This window comes from Clostridium senegalense JC122 (assembly GCF_000285575.1).
GTDB classification, from domain to species: Bacteria; Bacillota; Clostridia; order Clostridiales; family Clostridiaceae; genus Clostridium_J; species Clostridium_J senegalense.
This window is the reverse complement of the sequence record NZ_HE611051.1, coordinates 303328-322460: the sequence shown is the minus strand read 5'-3', so window position 1 is coordinate 322460 and position 19133 is coordinate 303328. Positions and strand designations below refer to the sequence as shown.

The window sequence follows — 19133 nt, the reverse complement described above, 5'->3', positions numbered from 1 at the left end:
ATATAAAATAAATAACTAGCCAGTTATAGGCTAGTTATTTTTTCTTTATAATTTTTTTCTTTTTAATGGTCTTCTTTTTAACAACCTTATTTTTAAGCTTTTTTAATAGTTTTCTTTATTTTTTTTATTTTTTTAATGTGTTTCATAGAAATACCTCTCTAAATTCATAATTTTGGAATAAAATTTAATTATAAAATTTTAATACATATCTATTATATATTAAGGAAGAGAATTTTTAAAAAGAAAAAATTTCAGTATTAAAATATATAAATAGATATAGGACTAAGATATAGAAAAACGATTAGAATTATAGTTAGTTAAAATTAAATTAGCTTTTAGTATAGGTTAAAAAATATATTATTGATTATATATAAAGTTTACAACAATTAAGTTTAAACGTCATTTAAAAATCTTTCACAAAAAAAAGATAAATTTTTTTAGAGAATAAAATTATTTTAGTTAGATTTTAATTTAAATAGCTGTAAAGTTAATATTAAGGGTATAGTTAAGGCATTTTTAAAATAATAATTAATATAGATATTATTGACAGAGTAATAAACTTAAACTCTAGTATATTAATAAACTTTTAATGAATAATTTTATTAATTAAATTTTTCAAAGGTATTTCAAAAGAGGATGTAGAATAAAAACTAGAAAATCTATTTTGAAATATAAATTGTGGTATAAAAATATGAGGTGTTATTATATGATTTTTTATAATAAGGCTTATAATTGTTACTTAAATAAGCAATACAACAATATAAAAAAAATTACAAGGTAAAATCGGAAGAAACTATACAAAGTTACGATGAGATTTTATGGGAATGGAATATAAATACTAAAGAATTTAATATAAACTTTATAGGATACGATATTTTAGGAATTAAAAAATATTACAAAAAAAAGGATGATATAGAGTTTTGGAAACAATTTATACATCCTGATGATGTAGAGTATTCTTTTGATAAAATTTTAAAGGATATTGTTTCTGATGATAAAAAGAAATTTTCTAATGAATATAGAATAATAAGAGCTGATGGAACAGTAGGAAAATTAATTACTAGTGGTATAAGTTATAGAAATATACATGATGAAAAGATAATAGTAGAATATATAGATAAATTTAAACAGTATGAAAACCTATGGTTTGATAAAAGCAAAGAAAGTTCTTATCCATACATAGGTGGAGGAATTGATGGAGTAATAAATATAGATACGAAAAATAAAAAATTAAAATGAGTCCATCAATTAATGCAGTATTAGATGAATTAAATTTGAACCAAAAATAAATTCTTTGAATCAATGTATTGAATATTTCACTAAAGATGATACATTAAAATATATTAAGTCTTTTAATGAGTTTTTAAAAAGTGGTGAGATATATTATTACAATCAGTTTAGGTTAATAAATAAAAGAAATAATGAAAAATGGATAGAAATTAGAGGACAAGCTAATTTAGATAATTTAGGCAATAAAGATAAACTTTATGTTTCAGTAAAGGATATAACAAGAGAAAAAGAAGAAAAAAGAAAATATTCACAAATAAGATATATTGACGATATCACAGAACTTCCAAATAAATTTTTTTTAAGAGAAATTTTAATGAAAAAAGATGTGGAGAATTCAACAAAAATAAAAGAAAAAATGACTTTAATGCTTGTAGATATTGATGATTTTAAGGAAATTAATGATAAGTTAGGATATGATTTTGGTAATAAATTATTAAAAGCTGTAGGGGAAAAGATTAAAAGTGGAATAGATAAAAAGGATACAGTATTTAGATACAACGCAGATGAATTTTTTATTTTATATGAAGATTTTACTGGATATATGAGTATAAAAGAAAATGCAAAAAAAGTAATTGATTTATTTAAATATCCATTAAAAATAGATAAAAAAGATTTTTTTGTTAGTGTAAATGTTGGTATAGCAATTTATCCAGATCATGGAGCAATAATTAGTGATTTAATCTATAAAGCAGATATTGCTATGTTTAAATCTAAAAGTATAGGAAAAAATACTTTTAGTATTTTTGAAGTAGATAAGTGTGATGAAGTAAATAGGATCTTTAATATGGAACAAGATTTAGTAAAAGCTATAAATAAAAATGAAATGTATGTAGTTTTTCAACCTAAGATAAATATTAAAGATGAAAAGACAATAGGGTTAGAGGCATTGTTAAGATGGAATCACGGAAAAAAAGGAGTTATACCACCTAGCAAATTTATACCAGTTGCTGAAAGTACTAAATTGATAATTCCTATTGGAAGATTTGTTTTTGAAGAAGCCTGTAAAAAATGTAAAGAACTTCTTAAGAATGGATACGATGATTTTAAAATATCTGTGAATTTATCTAAAATACAGTTGGAAGACAAATTACTAACAGAATTTTTAAAAGATACATTAAAAAAATATAATTTAAAACCTAAATTTATAGAATTAGAAATAACAGAGAGTCTAATAATGGATGCATTAGAAAAAAATTTAGCTATTTTAGATAATATTCATGATTATGGAATAAGTATATCATTAGACGATTTTGGAGTTGGTTTATCACCTATAAAGTATTTGAAGATATTAAATTTAGATTGCTTAAAAATAGATAAAAGTTTTATTGATGACATAGGGGTAAACGAAAAAAGTGAAAGAATTATAGAGGGACTAATAAAGCTTGCACATAGTTTGAATCTTTTAGTTATTGCTGAAGGAGTAGAAAAAGAAGAGCAAATAAATTATTTAAAAAAACATTGCTGTGATATAGTTCAAGGATATTATTATGCAAAACCAATGAGTTTTAATGACACTATTACATTTTTAAAAAAAGAAAATATTTCTAAAAAACGATAGAGCTAATATTTTTTTAGCTCTATCGTTTTAGTTTGTTTCAATTAAATATTTCCAATATCTTTTAGGCATTTGCCTATGCTGAAGCTTTGGATTTTTCCTGCTTTGTATAGAAGCAGAAGTATAGTAAGCTTTCCATAAATCTTCGAAGAACATATCATTAATTTTGTTTGCTAATTCATAATTTGTTTTACTAAAAAAATCTATAAAATATTTTTCGCCATCATATATAAGTGCTAATTCTCTTTTAATATCATGTATTATAAAACTTTGATTTTTAAATCTATGAGTAAAATGGGAGGCTATAAGAATTAAAATATTATTATCAGGTTCTATAGAAGCATAAAATTTATTATTACCCAAATCTTTAAAACGTACAAAGCCAGTAAAACGATGAGCTTCTAATTTTACATTTCTAGAAATTTTAGAAATTTTTAAGATAGTATCATTATTTAAGTACATATCTACATCTTTTTTAAATTTAAAAGCTAATCTTATATAATTGTGCAGTATCCAATATTTTTCTTCATTATTGCTAAGAAATACATGCATAATATTTTTTATTGTTTCATTAGTAAAAGTATTTTCCATTGCAGTATAAACTTTTGAAGATTTATCTAAGTCAGTAATTATATTTACAAAACTATCTATAAGATTCGGAATGTAATTTGTGGTTACTATTATGTTATTAGGTTTAATATCATCATAATAACTATGATAGATGCAAGTCAAAAAGCCTTCAAAAGACCCATCAAAAATATATATGTTCATAAACAATTCACCTACCATTTTTTATTGCTTTAAATTTGACCAGTTATTATTTTAACTTTATCTTCAGAATTAGGTATACTAGGTAACTTTGAAAATAAAGAAAGTTGCTCATAATTATCATTTTTAATTATTTGATTTTCTTTTAAAACTAATCTGTTTTCAATTTTTTCTTTATCAAGATCAACATCACCATAATACTTTCCTTTACAAGTTATAAAATATTGAGCTCTTTTTAACACAATTCCTAATTTTTTCAAATCATAAAAATCTAAAAATCCAACTTTTCTTGTTAAAATTATTCGTTTAGCAGATTTTATACCTATACCTGGAACCCTTAAAAGAAGTTCATAAGGTGCAGTATTTATCTCTACGGGAAATAAATAAAGATTATTAAGTGCATAGAAAGTTTTAGGATCTAGTTTATCATGAAAATTAGGATTATCTTTATTAAGAATTTCATCTGCTTTAAACCCATAAAAACGCAAAAGCCAATCTGCTTGATAAAGCCTATTTTCTCTTATAAGTGGTGGTTCTTTTATATTAGGAAGATTTGGTGTTTGATTAACAGGTACATATGCAGAATAATAAACTCTTTTTAAATTATAGCCTTTATATAAATTTTCACAAAGTTTTAGAATATCATAATCATTATCATTGGTAGCACCAACAATAAGCTGTGTACTTTGACCACCGGGAACGAATTTGGGAGCATTCTTAAATAATTTGCTATTCTCTTTTGAATGAATTATTTGCTTTTTTATAAGAGACATAGGTTTTAATATGCTATCCTTATTCTTTTGAGGTGCTAGAAGTTTTAATCCTTGAGAAGATGGAAGCTCTATATTAACGCTCATTCTATCAGCATATAAACCTGTTTCTTCAATTAATTTTTCATCAGCACCAGGAATAGCTTTAACATGAATGTATCCATTAAATTTATGAGTAATTCGTAATGTTTTAGTGACCTTTAATAATAATTCCATAGTATAATTTACATTTTGGATAATAGCAGAGCTTAAAAACAAACCTTCTATATAATTTCTTTTATAAAAATTTATAGTTAAGTCAACTACTTCATCAGGGGTAAAAAAAGCTCTAGGAATGTCATTACTAATTCTATTTATACAATAAGCACAGTCATAAATACAATAATTAGTTAAAAGAATTTTTAAAAGTGAAACACATCTTCCATCAGGAGTAAATGTATGACAAATTCCATTTGTACTGCAATTTCCAAGTCCGTTATTAATATTCTTTCTTTTACTCCCACTTGAAGAACAAGAAACATCATATTTAGCAGCATCACTAAGTATTTTTAACTTATCTAAAATTTCCAAGTAAAATCACCACCGTATAAATACTATTAATTACAATTATAACTATATTATTAAATTCTGTGTTTTAAAATCAAATTATTATACCAATAACAAAAATAAATTTCAAATATTTTTAAAGTAAAATTAGGGTTATTTAGGAAGGGGATAAAAATACAAATATATTTTAATCAAATTAGTATTAAAAATAAAACATTATACAAACTAATTAGTAAAGGTATAAAGAAAGGATGATTTTTATGGCAAATAATGTTTTAGAAATTATTAAAAATAGAAAAAGTGTAAGAAGCTTTACTAATGAATTGGTTTGTGATGAAAAAATAAAAGAAATTTTGGAATGTGGAATGGCAGCACCATCAGCAATGAATACTAATTGTGTAGAATTTATAGTAGTAAAAAACAAAGAAACAATGAATAAGCTTCCACAAATGCTAGAAGACTGTGCAGCCGCAGTTGTTGTTTGTGCAAATGTAGAAAAGCAAAACAAGGAAGCTTATTGGCTTCAAGATTGTGCAGCAGCTATGGAAAACATGTTGTTAGCAGTTGAGGCTTTAGAACTAGGTGGAGTGTGGATAGCAATTTATCCAGAAGAAGAAAGAATGAAAACTGCTTGTAGATTATTAAATGTTCCTAATCACATAAAACCAGTAGCTATAGTAGCTTTAGGGTATGAAAATGAAAAAGAAAAGTCAAAATATAATTATGAAGAAAAGAAAATTCACTCAGAAAAATGGATTTAATTCTTTACTATAAATTTAAATGACACATTTTTATTAATTTTGCTATAATTATTATATAGTTATAGCAATTTTTATTAAATAGAAAAGGAGAATAAATGAGAGTTGAATATATTTCATATATAGATAACCTTCCAGTAGATGTGTCTTTGGTTAATGTTGGTGAATACCCTATTCATTGGCATAAATCTTTAGAAATTTTATTTGTATTAAAAGGAAAATAAATGTAACTATTGAATCCGAAACATATGAAGTTGAAGAAAAAGAAATTGAAATAATAAATTCAGAAGAAGCACATATGATATTTAGTGATGATGAAGATAATAAAGTCTTAATGTTTCACATTGATTTAAAATTCTTTGAAAAGTTTTATGATGATATGGAAAATATATTTTTCTATGTTAATTCATCAGATGAAGGAGTACAGAATGAAGAAAAGTACGATATAATTAGAAGATATTTATCTATGGTTCTTTGTGAATTAGTTCAAAGGCAAGATGATTATGATGAGTTTATAGAAGAAAATTTAATAGAACTTATATATCATCTTATAAATAATTTTCATTATCTTATGTATGAAAAAGAAGAAATAAAGGATAATGAAGAACAACTTCAAAGATATCATAGAATAGCAAAATATATATATAATAATTATAATAATAAAATAAGTCTTCAAGACATAGCACAAAAGGAATTTTTAAGTACTCACTATCTTTCACATGAAATTAAAAATACTATGGGACTTAGCTTTAAAGACTTTGTAAACTTAGTTAGAGTTGAAGAATCTTTAAAATTATTGTTAGATACAGATATGACTATTTCTGATATATCTGAAGAAGTAGGATTTTCACATAGTAGATATTATAATAAACATTTTAAAAAGCATTATAACTTAACACCAAAACAGTATAGAAAAAAATATAAAATTGATGATAAAGATTTAGAGAAAATAAAGAGAATACAATTCTTAGAGATAAATAATGAAACTTTAGAAAGTATATCAGATTACTTAGAGGATTATGAAAGATATAATTATGAAGAAAAAATTATAAGATTAAACATTGATATGTCACAAAATCAAGGAGATTTTGAACATTTTTATAAAGAAGTTATATATTTAGGACATGGCCATGATTTATTAAAAGAAAGCTTTAGAAAATATATAACTGATATACAAAAAAATATAACTTTTCAGTATGGTAAACTTACAAAATTATTTTCTAAACATCTTGGAATATTTGAAAATAGTGAATTTATAAATTTTATGTATCTTAAACAAGTAATGGATTTTATATTAGATTTAGAATTAAGACCATTCATAGTAATTGAAAAAGAAAATTTTGAAGATGAAAATTTAATTTATATGTTGAAAGCATTTATAAAATTTTTTACAGAGGAGTATGGAAATTATGAATTTAAGAAATGGAGATTTCAAATTCATAATTCTATTGAAGAAGATTTAAAAGAAAAAATAATAGATTTATTTACTAATCAGTATAGTTTGCAATTAGAAGAAAATATATATTTTGAAAATAAAAATATAAATCCAATATATGATACTTCTTATATGCTACCTTATATAATAAATAAAATTGTAATGAAAAAAGAGTCTGTTTTCATGAAGGTAGTTGATGTTATTCAAAAGGAAACTAGTTTCCATAGTCAATTGTTTATGGGAGACAGAGGAATGATGAATGGTTTTGGTATAAAAAAGCCGTCATATTATGCCTATTATTTACTAAGTCTATTAGGTGATACATTAATATGTTATGGAGAAGGATATATAGTTACTTCTAGAGGTGATGACTATCAAATATTACTATATACCTATAGTGAGGAATTAGAAAAGTTAGTAGATATAAAAGAGTTTAATAAAAAAAGAGGTAGCAAAAATGTAAAAGAGAAAAAATTCTTTTTAAATATAACTAATTTATACTATGATTATAGAATGACTTTTTATGAAATAGGAGAGAAAAAGGGTTCTGCATTTAATTATTGGTTAAATTTAGGTAAACCAAATTTGATTGAAGAAGATGAAATAGAACTTTTAAGAAAATCAGCATTTCCTGAAATAAAATTTAATTATGCTAAAAAAACTAATGTATTTCATATAGCTCCTATGATAGATGGGTATGGATCAACATTAATTTTGCTAAGAAAAGTACAAAAGCACCCTTTTTAATGTGCTTTTGTACTTTTTTGTTGAATAAAATTTAATTAAAAGTCCTTAAAAATGTACTTTTTATAGAGCATATCAATGAGTGCAGGTGTTGTTTTGTACATATATAATAGTAATATAGGAAAAAATACTTATGATTTTTTATTAAAAAGTACAAAATGATGAATTTAAAATAGAGAATTATATAAAAAAATATGAGGTGGATAAAATGGGATTTGACAACAGGATGTTTGCTGAAGGGAAAGTTGGAAAAATACTTTTAAAATTCGCAGTACCAGCAATTATATCTTTGTTTGTATCAGAGCTTTATAACATGGTTGATACGTTTTACGTAGGAAGGTATGTTGGTGCTAATGCCATAGGAGCCCTTACCATAGCATTCCCAGTTCAAAGATTATTAATATCAATTGGACTGCTAATAGCTATAGGAGCATCTACAGCAGTAGCAAGGTCTTTAGGAGAAAATGATTATAATAAATTAAAACAAACTATAAATAATGCATTCATATTAACAATAATGTTACTTATTATTGTACCTATCACAGTATTCATATTTAAAGAGCATATAATAACTAAACTAGGAGCCAGTGAGGCTATATATCCATATGCTGAAAGTTATATAAGTATTGTATTGATTGGTGGGTTATTCCAATCTTTAACGGTAGTGGCTTGTTACATTATGACAGCCCTAGGAAACACTAAAATAACATTGGTTGCAACATCTATAGGAGCTATTTGTAATACAATAATAGATTATATATTTGTAGTGAGCTTATCAATGGGAGTTAAAGGTGCGGCAATTTCTACAGTTATATCACAAATAATAGCATTTTTATTTATGGTATATAAATTTTCAAGAGTGAAAAAAGCATTAAATCTTAAATTAAAATTTGAATTTAATTTTAACATAACAAAAGCAATAGTTGCTATTGGATTTTCAACATTTATAGTAGAGATTTCAGATGCTGTAGTAGCAGTGCTATTAAATAATTTAGTATCTGTACATGGTGGTGATTCTGCAATAATAATTGTTGGTGTTGTAAGTAGATTATCAATGTTCTTATTTATAACTGTTATAGGAATAAGTTCTGCTATGCAACCAATTGCAGCATATAACTATGGAGCCAAAAATTATAAAAGATTAAAAGAAATAGTTAAAAAAGCTATATATGCTGTATCTGTTACATCAACTATATTGTGGGCATTAATGATGATATTTACAAGACCTATAATAGGAAGTTTTCTTCAAGATCAAAGTTTATTAAATGAAGCAGTAAAGGCTTTTAGAATGTGTATAGCAGTATTCCCAGTAGTAGGATTATATTATGTAGCTATATATTTCTATCAATCTATAGAAGAAGCAAGATCAAGTTTAATACTTTCTGTATATAGACAATTAATATTATTTATTCCAATAGTTATAGTATTAGTTAATTTAATTGGAGTAAGTGGTGCTTGGATAGCATTCCCTATAAGTGATTTGATTTCAGCAGTAACTGGTTTTTATTATATAAAGAAAGCTGGTACACTTTTAGAATCAGAAAGAGAAGCTTATATAAGAGAAAAAGAAACTTTGAATTTTTCATAATTTAGCAATTAACATGTGCAACTTAGATTCTTTGAATTTAATTTTTAAATTCTTCCTTTGCAAAAATTTAGTAGCTAGCACCTGCTAAATATAATTTAAAAAGAATATAAGGATGTACATTTAAAAATGAAAAATCCCTATAAACAATTTAAAAACTGTTTATAGGGATTTTTTAATTTTTAAATATTTAAATTATTAACTAGATTAGTTATAATTAATAGTCCATTAGGATTATTTAGATTTTCTTTAAAAATAGGCAAATTTAAAGGGGCTATAGTGAATATAAAGAAAGATAGAACTATTATTAGGAGTAATATAATTCCTAAGCCATTTATATTAGGATAAATAGTTTTGCTAGAAGTAATCTTGTAATTAATTATTCCCCATATTATACAAGCTACTATATATATCAGAATATCTATAAAAAGAATAGATTTTCCTGTGAAGCTAGTATATATATAAAATAAGATAGGAATTACAATCATAGTTGAAAGTGAAGCTAAAGCTTTAGCAAAGAAATAATTCTTAGCATAATCTTTTACAAATTTATATTCAAAAATAATATAGAATATAGAAGCAAAGACTGCCATCTTTAGATGTTCCCAAACACTTTCATTTATAGGTGAAAAAAGACCTACAATTGGATTGTTATTAGACAATTTATAAGTAAAGTGAAGCAAAGAACCTACTATAATTATAAATATGACTCCTATAATAGTAGATTTTAAAAGTTTATTGTTTTTACTTTCATATAACATATAAAATCTCCTTAAATATATTTTAAAATGATAAAATAGTCTTTTACATATTAAAGGTATGCATTATATATGGTTTTTATGATTTAAATTAAATTTTATATATGTTAGAATATATAATTAAAATACTGTTTATTCTGAAATTTGAGGTGGAAATAATGAATATTATTGTGGCTGTAGATGAAAATTATGGAATAGGATGTAAGGGAAATCTTCTTGTAAATATAAAAGAAGATTTAAAGTTTTTTAAAGATACAACTATAGAAAAAGTTGTTGTTATGGGCAGAAAGACTAGAGAGTCTCTACCTAATATGGAGCCATTAAAAAATAGGATAAATATAGTCTTTACAAAGCAAAATAATTATAAAGCAGAAGGTTTTTTTATAGTAAATTCTTTAGAAGAATTATTTTTAACTTTAAAAGAGTATAATAGTGATGATGTATTTTGTATTGGAGGAGAAAGTATATATAATTTATTAGCGCCCTATTGTAATTATGCGTATGTTACTAAAATATATGAAAAATATAATAGTGACAAGAAATTTTTTGACATAGATAATAATGAAAATTGGAAACTCATAAGAAGAGGAAAGACTATCACATCTAAAGAAAACAACATAAAATTCAACTTTAATATCTATGAAAATAATGATGTAAAATATGAACTTTAATTATATATAAAATCAACATGGAGTTAAAAGTATTGATAACTAGTAAAGGTTAACTAAAATAAACTTTAACATTTAATGAATGTATAAATTAAAATTCAAGATTGGAAATTTATAAAAGTAATATTTCAATTTTTAGGAGGTGGATAAAATTGGAAAATTGGGAAGAGAAAAGACAATTTATAGAAGTAAATAACTTTGCTCAACAAGGTAAAGAAACAGACAGAAGAATAAGTGAAGAAAATCATAAGGGCAATTATTTTTCATTGAGGGATGAATTTGCAAAGGATAGAGATAGAATAATATTTTCAAGGGCTTTTAGAAGACTTGAACATAAGGCACAAATATATAGTCATCAAAAAGGTGATCATTTTAGAACTAGATTGACTCATACTTTAGAAGTTGCTCAAATAGCAAGGAAAATAGCAAGAAATTTAAATCTCAATGAAGCATTGGCGGAAGCTATTGCACTTGGGCATGATATAGGTCATACTCCTTTTGGGCATCAAGGAGAGCGAACATTAGATGATTTAATGATTGGCAAAGATACTTTGTCAAATAGAATATACCCATCTATAAATTATGGTGGTTTTAAGCATAACTTTCATTCTCTAAAAATATTGGATGAGTTAGAAGTTAAATTTAAGGAAACTAGAGGCATGAATTTAACTTGGCAAGTTATGGAAGGAATTTTAAAACATACTAAAACTAAACGGAATGGAAATAACTGGCCACTTAATAGGTTTATTCAAGATGAGATGTTCTTGAAAGAGTGTATGGAACTTCCTTTTTCTTTTACATTAGAAGGACAAATTGTAAATGTTAGTGATGAAATTGCACAAAGACAACATGATATAGATGATGGAGTAAAAGATAATGATTTAAATATAAGTTATGAATCTATTGCTATAAAAATATATAAGAAGGTAAATGAAATATTAGATCATTATGAAAAAAACAAAGCTTTCAATTATATATCTAAAGATAGTATAGAAATTCTAATAATCTTAAAGAATAATATAAAAGAAAACTTAGCATTAGATAGAATTAATAGAAGTATTTTCAATGCTAAGGAAATCAATAACGTTGAAAATTCTATGACTATATTAGAAAATATATATAATAATGATTTTGATAAGAGTTTTGGGGAAAATGGAGATATAAAGGATTATAGTGAGAGTTTTAAAATTAATCAATTAACAAGAGATGTTATAGATTTTTTTATAACAGATGTAACAACAAATTCTATGAACAATATATTGAAAAAAGGGTTTAATGTAAAAGCTGAAAGTAATAATAGAATCTATTTTAAAGAAAAATTAGTTGACTTTTCTTATTATGGAAAACAACTAGATGAAGCTATTGAAGAATATATAAAAGCTAAAATTTTAAATTCTTATAATGTTAATAGATTTGATGGAAATTCTAGATATATAATTAAACAACTATTTAAAGCATATTATGCAAATCCAAGACAAATGCCAAAACATAATTTAGAAAGACTTCAAAGCAATGTAAAAAAAATATGTAGTGATATATATAATGTTAAAATTTTATTTAATGGAAAAAAGATAGAAATAAAAAATATTAGTTTTAATAACGATAAAAAAGGTATAATAGAATCTTACACTAATCTTTTAAAATTTAAATTAGAGAAGATGGATTTATTAGATTTTAATGATAATGTCATAGATAATAAGCAAAATTTGCTAGAAGAAATTGCAAATTTTCAAATAGAAGAAACAAATTTAGAAAATCTTACTGAGAAGGAAAGATATATTTACACATTAAAGGAGCTTAGATACTATTATTTATCAACCATATGTGATTATATAGCTGGAATGACAGATAATTATGCTATAGATGAATTTAAAAAATTATATAATGGGATTAATATATAAGTCATCTTAAAAAAATGAATGAGTCAGGATGTTAGGTTATTTTGTGTTATACTGTGTCAACAGAATACTTAGGTATTACTACTATCTATAGAACTGTTTCATTGTCTAACTTAAAATATACTTCCCATCTTTGACTTATTATTTATTTTCAGATGTGTAAAAAAATAAAAACTTAGTTTAGGCTAAGTTTTTATTTTTTAAATTTAATAAAAAGTATTAAGTATAAAAGTTAAAAGTATAAAATTATATAAAAGGTCATACTTAGTAATTTCAAAGTTAAATTAAATGAATGTTAGCAAAAGAAATTTTGATTATAGCTTTTAATATAGGGATATTAAAAATAAAAACTATAAATTTGAATTTTTATAGTTAAGCTATAAAATTTTATAAAACCTTACAATAAGAATGGTGATTAATTATTAACTTTAAAATTGAAAAGTAATTAAGTATGACCATAAAGGGCAATTAAAATTAAAATTGAATCTTTATATTCTGAATAAAATAAAAATGAAAAAAGTTAAAATTCAGAAAATTTAAATTTCAATTATTATTATATCAGTATCTAAATTGATAGTAAATATAGAAATTTTTAACATTATTATTTAAAAGTTAATAAGTTGTAAATTATAAATAAAATCCATTAATATTGTTAAAAAATAGCAGTATTGATTAAAAAAATTATAAAATTTTAACAAAATTAATGGGAAAAAATAATAAAAATATACCATGAATTACTAGTATAAAATAAAATTATCAAAAAATCTGAATAAAAAATATATTTTATCCATAAAATAATATCAAATAATGCATATGAAAGAAAATAATAGCTCAAAATAGATGTATAACTGATTTATTATTTAATTGAATATGCTAACTCAAAGGAGGAGTTAATAGTGAAAGACTTTATGAATGTAATCACTACAGTTGTTCATATCTTTATAGTTGGAACATTCGTCTCTGGAAAAGATTTAGCTCTTTCAATTGAAAAAGAAAACAATGTTTTAAAATAATAAAATATTTATTTAATAATGGAGTTGAAATAAAAAAATGTTTATATAAAAATATATTTAAATTTATCTAAAATGTAATTTATAAAATAACATCAGAGGTTATTTTAAATATAGTAATAGTTAAATTATTTAAAAATGTTATTACTATATTACAATACTATAAAGATATGAAAATGGTGATTTTAATATTTAAAATCACCATTTTTCATAATTAAAATTATTTTATGATAGTTGAATATAATTGGTATTATTTATAATATATATTTATTGAACCATATAAAAAAATGATTCAAAATTCATAACATATAATTTAAAAATAATATGTAATTATATTTGATTTATTTAAGATATTAAAAATTTGGGGGAATTAAATGAATAGATATTTAAGGTTAGAAATATCAACAGAAGATAAAATAGGAATAACTTTTAAAGTTTTAGAGAAAATATATTTAGCTAATATTAATTTAATATCTTTAGAAGTTTTTCCTAACAGATTATATTTAAAAATAGAAAAGATAGAATATAATGAAATCTTAAAGCTCATGAAAAATATAAAGACAATTGAAGAAGTATCAGAAATAAAAACTATAGAACTTTTAAATTATGAGCAAAATGAAAAAAGATTAAGAGCAATAATAGATGCAGTAGATGATGGAATTTTGGTTATAGATAAAAATTATAATATAGAATTATTTAATAGTTATTGTGAAGATATATTTAATTATAAAAAAGATGAGGTAATTGGTAAATCTTTTGAAAAAGTAATTAAAAATAATAAATCTATAATTAATTTAATAAAGCATGGAAATGAATATACAAATATAAATACAACTAGTGAAAATAATAGAGGAAAAGCTTGTTATATAACAACAGGTAGAGCTATTTGGGATGATGATGAAAAGGTAGTGGGTGCAGTTTGTTCTATAAAAGATATGAAAAAAGCTATAGAGATGGCAAAGGTTGTTTGTCATACTCGAGAAGGAGCATTTAAAGACATAGTTGGAACAAGTAAAGTTATAGAAGAAACTAAATCAGTAGTGGAACTTGTTGCAAAAGGAAATTCTACAGTACTTATAAGAGGTGAAAGTGGAACTGGAAAAGAATTATTTGCAAAAGCTATACATAACTTGAGTGGGAGAAAAGAAAATCCATTTGTAGTTATAAATTGTGCAGCATTACCTGATTCGCTAATGGAAAGTGAACTTTTTGGATATGAAAAAGGAAGTTTTACAGGAGCATTAAATAATGGAAAAGAAGGTCTAATAAAAAATGCAAATAATGGAACATTATTTTTAGATGAAGTTGGAGAACTATCTCCTATTTTGCAAGCAAAGCTTCTTAGAGTCCTTCAAGATGGAAAGGTAAGAAAAATAGGTGGAATAAAAGAAGAAAAAGTAAATGTCAGAATAATATGTGCTACAAATAGAAATCTAGAAGCAATGATAAAGGAAAAGAAGTTTAGAGAAGATTTATATTATAGATTAAATGTAATTCCATTATTTATTCCACCATTAAGAGAAAGAAAAGAGGATATACCTTATTTGACCAAATATTTTATTGAATTTTTAAATCATAGAATAAATAAAAGTATTAAATATGCTGATAATGAATTTATAAATGAATTATTAAAATATGATTGGCCTGGAAATATAAGAGAACTTAAAAATGTAATAGAGCGTGCTATAAATTTATGTTCTAATGATATTTTAACATTAGAATGCTTATTGTTTGATAATAAAGTATTTTTTGAAAGAATAAATAATATAGAAGTTGATGATGAAAAAACTCTTAAAGAAGTGGTAGAAAAAGTAGAGAGAGATGTAATATTAAGAGCTTTGAAAAAGGAAAAATCTATAAGGGCAGCATCAAGGAAATTAAATGTTACTCATGGAACAATTATAAATAAGATAAAGAAATATAATATAAAATGGTAAAAATATTGACCTATGGTTATAAAAATGACCATTAATTGGTCATTTTTATAACCATTACGTATTTTATTATATTTCTAAGTTATTAAATTATTGATGTTGAAAACTTATTATTCAAGAGCTTAGTAGTGATTAATAGCTAAATTGGCTTAGTTACCTAAAAGAATTATATTCATATTTAAATATTTGGCATAAAAGTTGCTCTATTAATAATAAAATAATAAAAATAAAATACATAAGAACCTGAGTATTTATATTTTTAAATTTGTTAGGAGGATAAATATGAGCAATGAAAATTTAAAAAATATGGGATTTGCTACTAAAGCTATACATGGAGGAAATATGAAAAATGCATTTGGTGCATTATCAACTCCAATATTTCAAACTTCTACTTTTGTATTTGATGATGCAGAACAAGGTGGAAGACGATTTGCATTAGAAGAAGATGGATATATATATAGTAGATTAGGAAATCCAACAAATACTGTATTAGAAGATAAATTGGCGTTATTAGAAGGTGGAGAAGCTGCAATGTCTATGAGCTCTGGTATAGGCGCTATAACTTCTGCTATTTGGTCAATTGTAGAAGCTGGTGATCATATAGTAGCAGCAAAAACTTTATACGGATGTACTTTTGCATTTTTAAATCATGGTATAACAAAATTTGGTGTTGAAGTTACTTTCGTAGATGCAACTAATCCAGAAAATATAAAAAATGCTATGAAAGATAATACAAAATTAGTTTATATAGAAACTCCAGCAAATCCAAATTTAGCTTTAGTAGATATAAAAGCAACAGCTGAAATAGCACATTCTAAAGAAAATTGTATGTTAATGGTAGATAATACATTTTGTACTCCGTATATACAAAGACCTTTAGAATTAGGTGCAGATGTAGTTATTCATTCAGGAACTAAATTTTTAAATGGACATGGAGATGTAGTTTGTGGTTTTGTAGTAGGAAATGCAGAATTCATACAAAAGGTAAGATTATTTGGGGTTAAAGACATGACTGGATCATCAATGAGTCCATTTGATGCTTATTTAGTAATAAGAGGAATGAAAACACTTCCTATAAGAATGGAAAAGCATTGCTGCAATGCTATTAAGGTAGCAGAGTTTTTAGAAAAACATAAAGCAGTAGAACGAGTTTATTATCCAGGATTAAAATCATTTCCTCAATATGAGTTAGGAAAAGAACAAATGTCATTATCAGGAGCTATAATAGCATTTGAAATTAAAGGTGATTTGGAAGATGGTAAAAAAGTTATAAATAACACTAAACTTTGTGCACTTGCAGTAAGTTTAGGTGATGCTGAGACACTAATACAACATCCAGCTTCAATGACACATTCACCATATACTCCAGAAGAGAGAGAAGAAGCTGGAATAAAAGATAATTTAATAAGACTTGCAGTAGGTCTTGAAAATGCGGAAGATATAATAGATGACTTAGATAAAGCTCTAAATAGTATATTATAGGAACTAAATACAAAAGGTTGTGTTAAAATATTTTAGTACAACCTTTTTAAATAGAAAAAATTATATAAGTTCATGGTTAAATTTTTTATTTTTTAATATTAATATAGTAAATAGAGAAATTAGTACTAATCCTTTTAATATACTTGTTATACTAATTGTCCACCAAACACCATTTAGTCCAAAAAAATTAGGATTAGATAATAAATATGCAAAAGGTACTCTTAAACCAGTTAGAATTATGCTAATTAGTGATGGTAATAATGTTTTCCCAAGACCATTAAAAGCGCCTGTAGTAGTTATTTCTATACACATAAATAATTGAGAAACACCAAGTATTTGTAAATACACAATACCCATAGATACAGCCTCAGGTTCATTTATGAAAAATTTAAATATAGGTTCTGCACCTAAAACAAGTAATGCTGTTGCAAATATACCAATTATAGAAACTAATTTTATAGCTACTTTATAACCTTCAATAATACGATTATATTGTTTTGCACCATAGTTTTGTCCTATGAATGCACTTATAGCTGTAGAAAAACCACCAGCTGTCATCCAAGATATAGATTCAATTTGGGAGCCAACTTTTTGAACTGCAATAGCAGTGTCGCCATGAAAAGCTATTATTCGCCCAATCATCATTGAAAATGAACAAAACAAACCATTTTGCAATGCTACAGGAAGACTAAGTTTTATAATTTTCTTACTATATGCTAAATCTAATTTAGAAATAATATTTATTTTAAATAGATAAGAATTTTGACGTTTTATATGAATTAGAAATAGTATAGTAACAGATAATTGCGATAAGATTGTAGCAAGGGCAGCACCAAATACCCCAAGAGAAGGTATTGGACCTAATCCGAATATTAGTAAAGGATCTAAAACTATATTAAATATAAGACCTACAGTATTGATAGTAAAAGGAATTTTACTATCTCCAGATCCGTTAAAAATACCTGTTAAAACTGGGTTTATAAAATTAAAAACCATTCCAAGTGCAATAACGAATAAATAAGTTTCAGCCATATTTATTACATTTGGGCTGTTTAATTTAAAGAATCCAATAAGTGAACTTTTAAATATAATTAGAAAAAACATATAGAATACCGCAAATATTATAGTAAGTTGAATTGCACTTTTAGTATAGTTTTGAGCATCTTTTATGTTATTTTTTCCATAAGATTGAGATATAGATATTTCAGCCCCACTTTTAGAAAGTATCATAAGTGATTGCCCAAGCCAATTAAAAAAGCCTGCAGTACCAACAGCTGCAACAGCTAAACTTCCCATTCGACCTATCCAAATCATATCAATCATATTATAAGCCATTTGAATAAATGATGTACCCATAATTGGAATAGCAAGTGCAACTAAAGAATCTGTAATTTTACCATTAATTAAATCAATTTTTTTATTCAATAAAATCCCCCCTTCTTTTCTCTAAAAAATTGTGAACAATTACCTAAATATATTAGTAAATATAAAAAGATACGATAATATATATAGGGTTCCAAGTTGACTTTAAAAATTATCCATTCCAAAACTTGAATACCCCAAATAGTGAGACATGCTCTGAATCACTTGGAACTCAACACTAAATTTTATATAAAAATATTTTAAAGTTGTTGAATAAATCTAAATTTGAGTTTGTTTCCCTATATTAATATAAAAATTTGTTTAATGTAAATTAGCAATATATTTTTTATAGTTATAATTTTATAACCTTAGAATAATATAGCATACTAATATTCTTGTTTCTATATTATTTTAAAATACTTTTTAATTTATAGGGTTCCAAGTTGCCCATTAAAGTTATCCATTCAAAAACTTGTATGCCTAAAATAGTGAGATATGCTCCGAGTCACTTAGAATTCAACACTGCATCTTGTATAAAATATTTTAAGGTCATTAAATAAATTTAAATTG

At 24.2% G+C, this 19133-nt stretch carries 14 protein-coding genes; 10 read left to right on the top strand and 4 right to left on the bottom strand.

Annotated elements, in window-relative coordinates; all coding sequences use genetic code 11:
• Positions 1 to 750: 750 nt before the first annotated feature.
• Positions 751 to 1239, top strand: coding sequence for a PAS domain-containing protein (locus CSGHG_RS25070; RefSeq protein WP_081496309.1), 489 nt, complete (start codon positions 751 to 753; stop codon positions 1237 to 1239).
• A gap of 55 nt (positions 1240 to 1294) precedes the next feature.
• Positions 1295 to 2848: a putative bifunctional diguanylate cyclase/phosphodiesterase gene (locus CSGHG_RS20425; RefSeq protein WP_010294505.1), complete on the top strand. Its 1554-nt coding sequence runs from the start codon at positions 1295 to 1297 to the stop codon at positions 2846 to 2848.
• A gap of 27 nt (positions 2849 to 2875) precedes the next feature.
• Here the strand turns inward: CSGHG_RS20425 and CSGHG_RS09685 are convergent, their stop codons facing one another.
• The gene (locus tag CSGHG_RS09685) at positions 2876 to 3616 is read right to left on the bottom strand and encodes a TIGR03915 family putative DNA repair protein (RefSeq protein WP_010294503.1); all 741 of its coding nucleotides are present in this window, start codon (positions 3614 to 3616) and stop codon (positions 2876 to 2878) included.
• 29 nt (positions 3617 to 3645) lie between these two features.
• Positions 3646 to 4953 carry a putative DNA modification/repair radical SAM protein gene (locus tag CSGHG_RS09680; protein ID WP_010294501.1) on the bottom strand — a complete coding sequence of 436 codons (1308 nt, stop codon included), beginning with the start codon at positions 4951 to 4953 and terminating at the stop codon, positions 3646 to 3648.
• Between the two features lie 236 nt (positions 4954 to 5189).
• On the opposite strand from CSGHG_RS09680, the gene CSGHG_RS09675 reads away from it, so the two are divergent.
• From CSGHG_RS09675 to CSGHG_RS09660, 4 genes are all read left to right on the top strand, one after another.
• A complete protein-coding gene (locus tag CSGHG_RS09675) occupies positions 5190 to 5690 on the top strand; it encodes a nitroreductase family protein (RefSeq protein WP_010294500.1) in 501 nt (166 codons plus the stop codon).
• Positions 5691 to 5785: 95 nt separating this feature from the next.
• Entirely contained in the window at positions 5786 to 5911 is a 126-nt protein-coding gene (locus tag CSGHG_RS24640) for a hypothetical protein (RefSeq protein ID WP_010294499.1), read from the top strand.
• Between the two features lie 74 nt (positions 5912 to 5985).
• Entirely contained in the window at positions 5986 to 7869 is a 1884-nt protein-coding gene (locus CSGHG_RS20420; RefSeq protein ID WP_010294498.1) for a helix-turn-helix domain-containing protein, read from the top strand.
• Positions 7870 to 8074: 205 nt separating this feature from the next.
• Positions 8075 to 9454, top strand: coding sequence for an MATE family efflux transporter (locus CSGHG_RS09660; RefSeq protein ID WP_010294497.1), 1380 nt, complete (start codon positions 8075 to 8077; stop codon positions 9452 to 9454).
• A gap of 179 nt (positions 9455 to 9633) precedes the next feature.
• Here the strand turns inward: CSGHG_RS09660 and CSGHG_RS20415 are convergent, their stop codons facing one another.
• Entirely contained in the window at positions 9634 to 10212 is a 579-nt protein-coding gene (locus CSGHG_RS20415; RefSeq protein WP_010294496.1) for a DUF6512 family protein, read from the bottom strand.
• Between the two features lie 155 nt (positions 10213 to 10367).
• Between CSGHG_RS20415 and CSGHG_RS09650 the strand changes: the two genes are divergently transcribed.
• From CSGHG_RS09650 to megL, 4 genes are all read left to right on the top strand, one after another.
• The gene (locus CSGHG_RS09650) at positions 10368 to 10880 is read left to right on the top strand and encodes a dihydrofolate reductase (protein WP_010294493.1); all 513 of its coding nucleotides are present in this window, start codon (positions 10368 to 10370) and stop codon (positions 10878 to 10880) included.
• Between the two features lie 149 nt (positions 10881 to 11029).
• Complete coding sequence (locus tag CSGHG_RS09645) at positions 11030 to 12778, top strand: deoxyguanosinetriphosphate triphosphohydrolase family protein (RefSeq protein WP_010294489.1); 1749 nt, start codon at positions 11030 to 11032, stop codon at positions 12776 to 12778.
• Between the two features lie 1381 nt (positions 12779 to 14159).
• Entirely contained in the window at positions 14160 to 15722 is a 1563-nt protein-coding gene (locus CSGHG_RS09635) for a sigma 54-interacting transcriptional regulator (RefSeq protein WP_010294488.1), read from the top strand.
• 279 nt (positions 15723 to 16001) lie between these two features.
• Positions 16002 to 17201, top strand: a complete 1200-nt coding sequence (megL, locus tag CSGHG_RS09630; RefSeq protein ID WP_010294487.1) for a methionine gamma-lyase — start codon at positions 16002 to 16004, stop codon at positions 17199 to 17201.
• 60 nt (positions 17202 to 17261) lie between these two features.
• Here the strand turns inward: megL and CSGHG_RS09625 are convergent, their stop codons facing one another.
• Positions 17262 to 18626, bottom strand: coding sequence for an MATE family efflux transporter (locus CSGHG_RS09625; protein WP_010294486.1), 1365 nt, complete (start codon positions 18624 to 18626; stop codon positions 17262 to 17264).
• Between the last annotated feature and the right edge of the window lie 507 nt (positions 18627 to 19133).

What these genes read in the sequence shown, in the direction of transcription:
- CSGHG_RS20415 (WP_010294496.1), bottom strand. Translation starts at nt 10,212, where the DNA reads ATGTTATATGAAAGTAAAAACAATAAACTTTTAAAATCTACTATTATA.
- CSGHG_RS09685 (WP_010294503.1), bottom strand. Translation starts at nt 3,616, where the DNA reads ATGAACATATATATTTTTGATGGGTCTTTTGAAGGCTTTTTGACTTGC.
- CSGHG_RS09660 (WP_010294497.1), top strand. Translation starts at nt 8,075, where the DNA reads ATGGGATTTGACAACAGGATGTTTGCTGAAGGGAAAGTTGGAAAAATA.
- CSGHG_RS24640 (WP_010294499.1), top strand. Translation starts at nt 5,786, where the DNA reads ATGAGAGTTGAATATATTTCATATATAGATAACCTTCCAGTAGATGTG.
- CSGHG_RS20420 (WP_010294498.1), top strand. Translation starts at nt 5,986, where the DNA reads ATGATATTTAGTGATGATGAAGATAATAAAGTCTTAATGTTTCACATT.
- megL (WP_010294487.1), top strand. Translation starts at nt 16,002, where the DNA reads ATGAGCAATGAAAATTTAAAAAATATGGGATTTGCTACTAAAGCTATA.
- CSGHG_RS09650 (WP_010294493.1), top strand. Translation starts at nt 10,368, where the DNA reads ATGAATATTATTGTGGCTGTAGATGAAAATTATGGAATAGGATGTAAG.
- CSGHG_RS09675 (WP_010294500.1), top strand. Translation starts at nt 5,190, where the DNA reads ATGGCAAATAATGTTTTAGAAATTATTAAAAATAGAAAAAGTGTAAGA.
- CSGHG_RS09635 (WP_010294488.1), top strand. Translation starts at nt 14,160, where the DNA reads ATGAATAGATATTTAAGGTTAGAAATATCAACAGAAGATAAAATAGGA.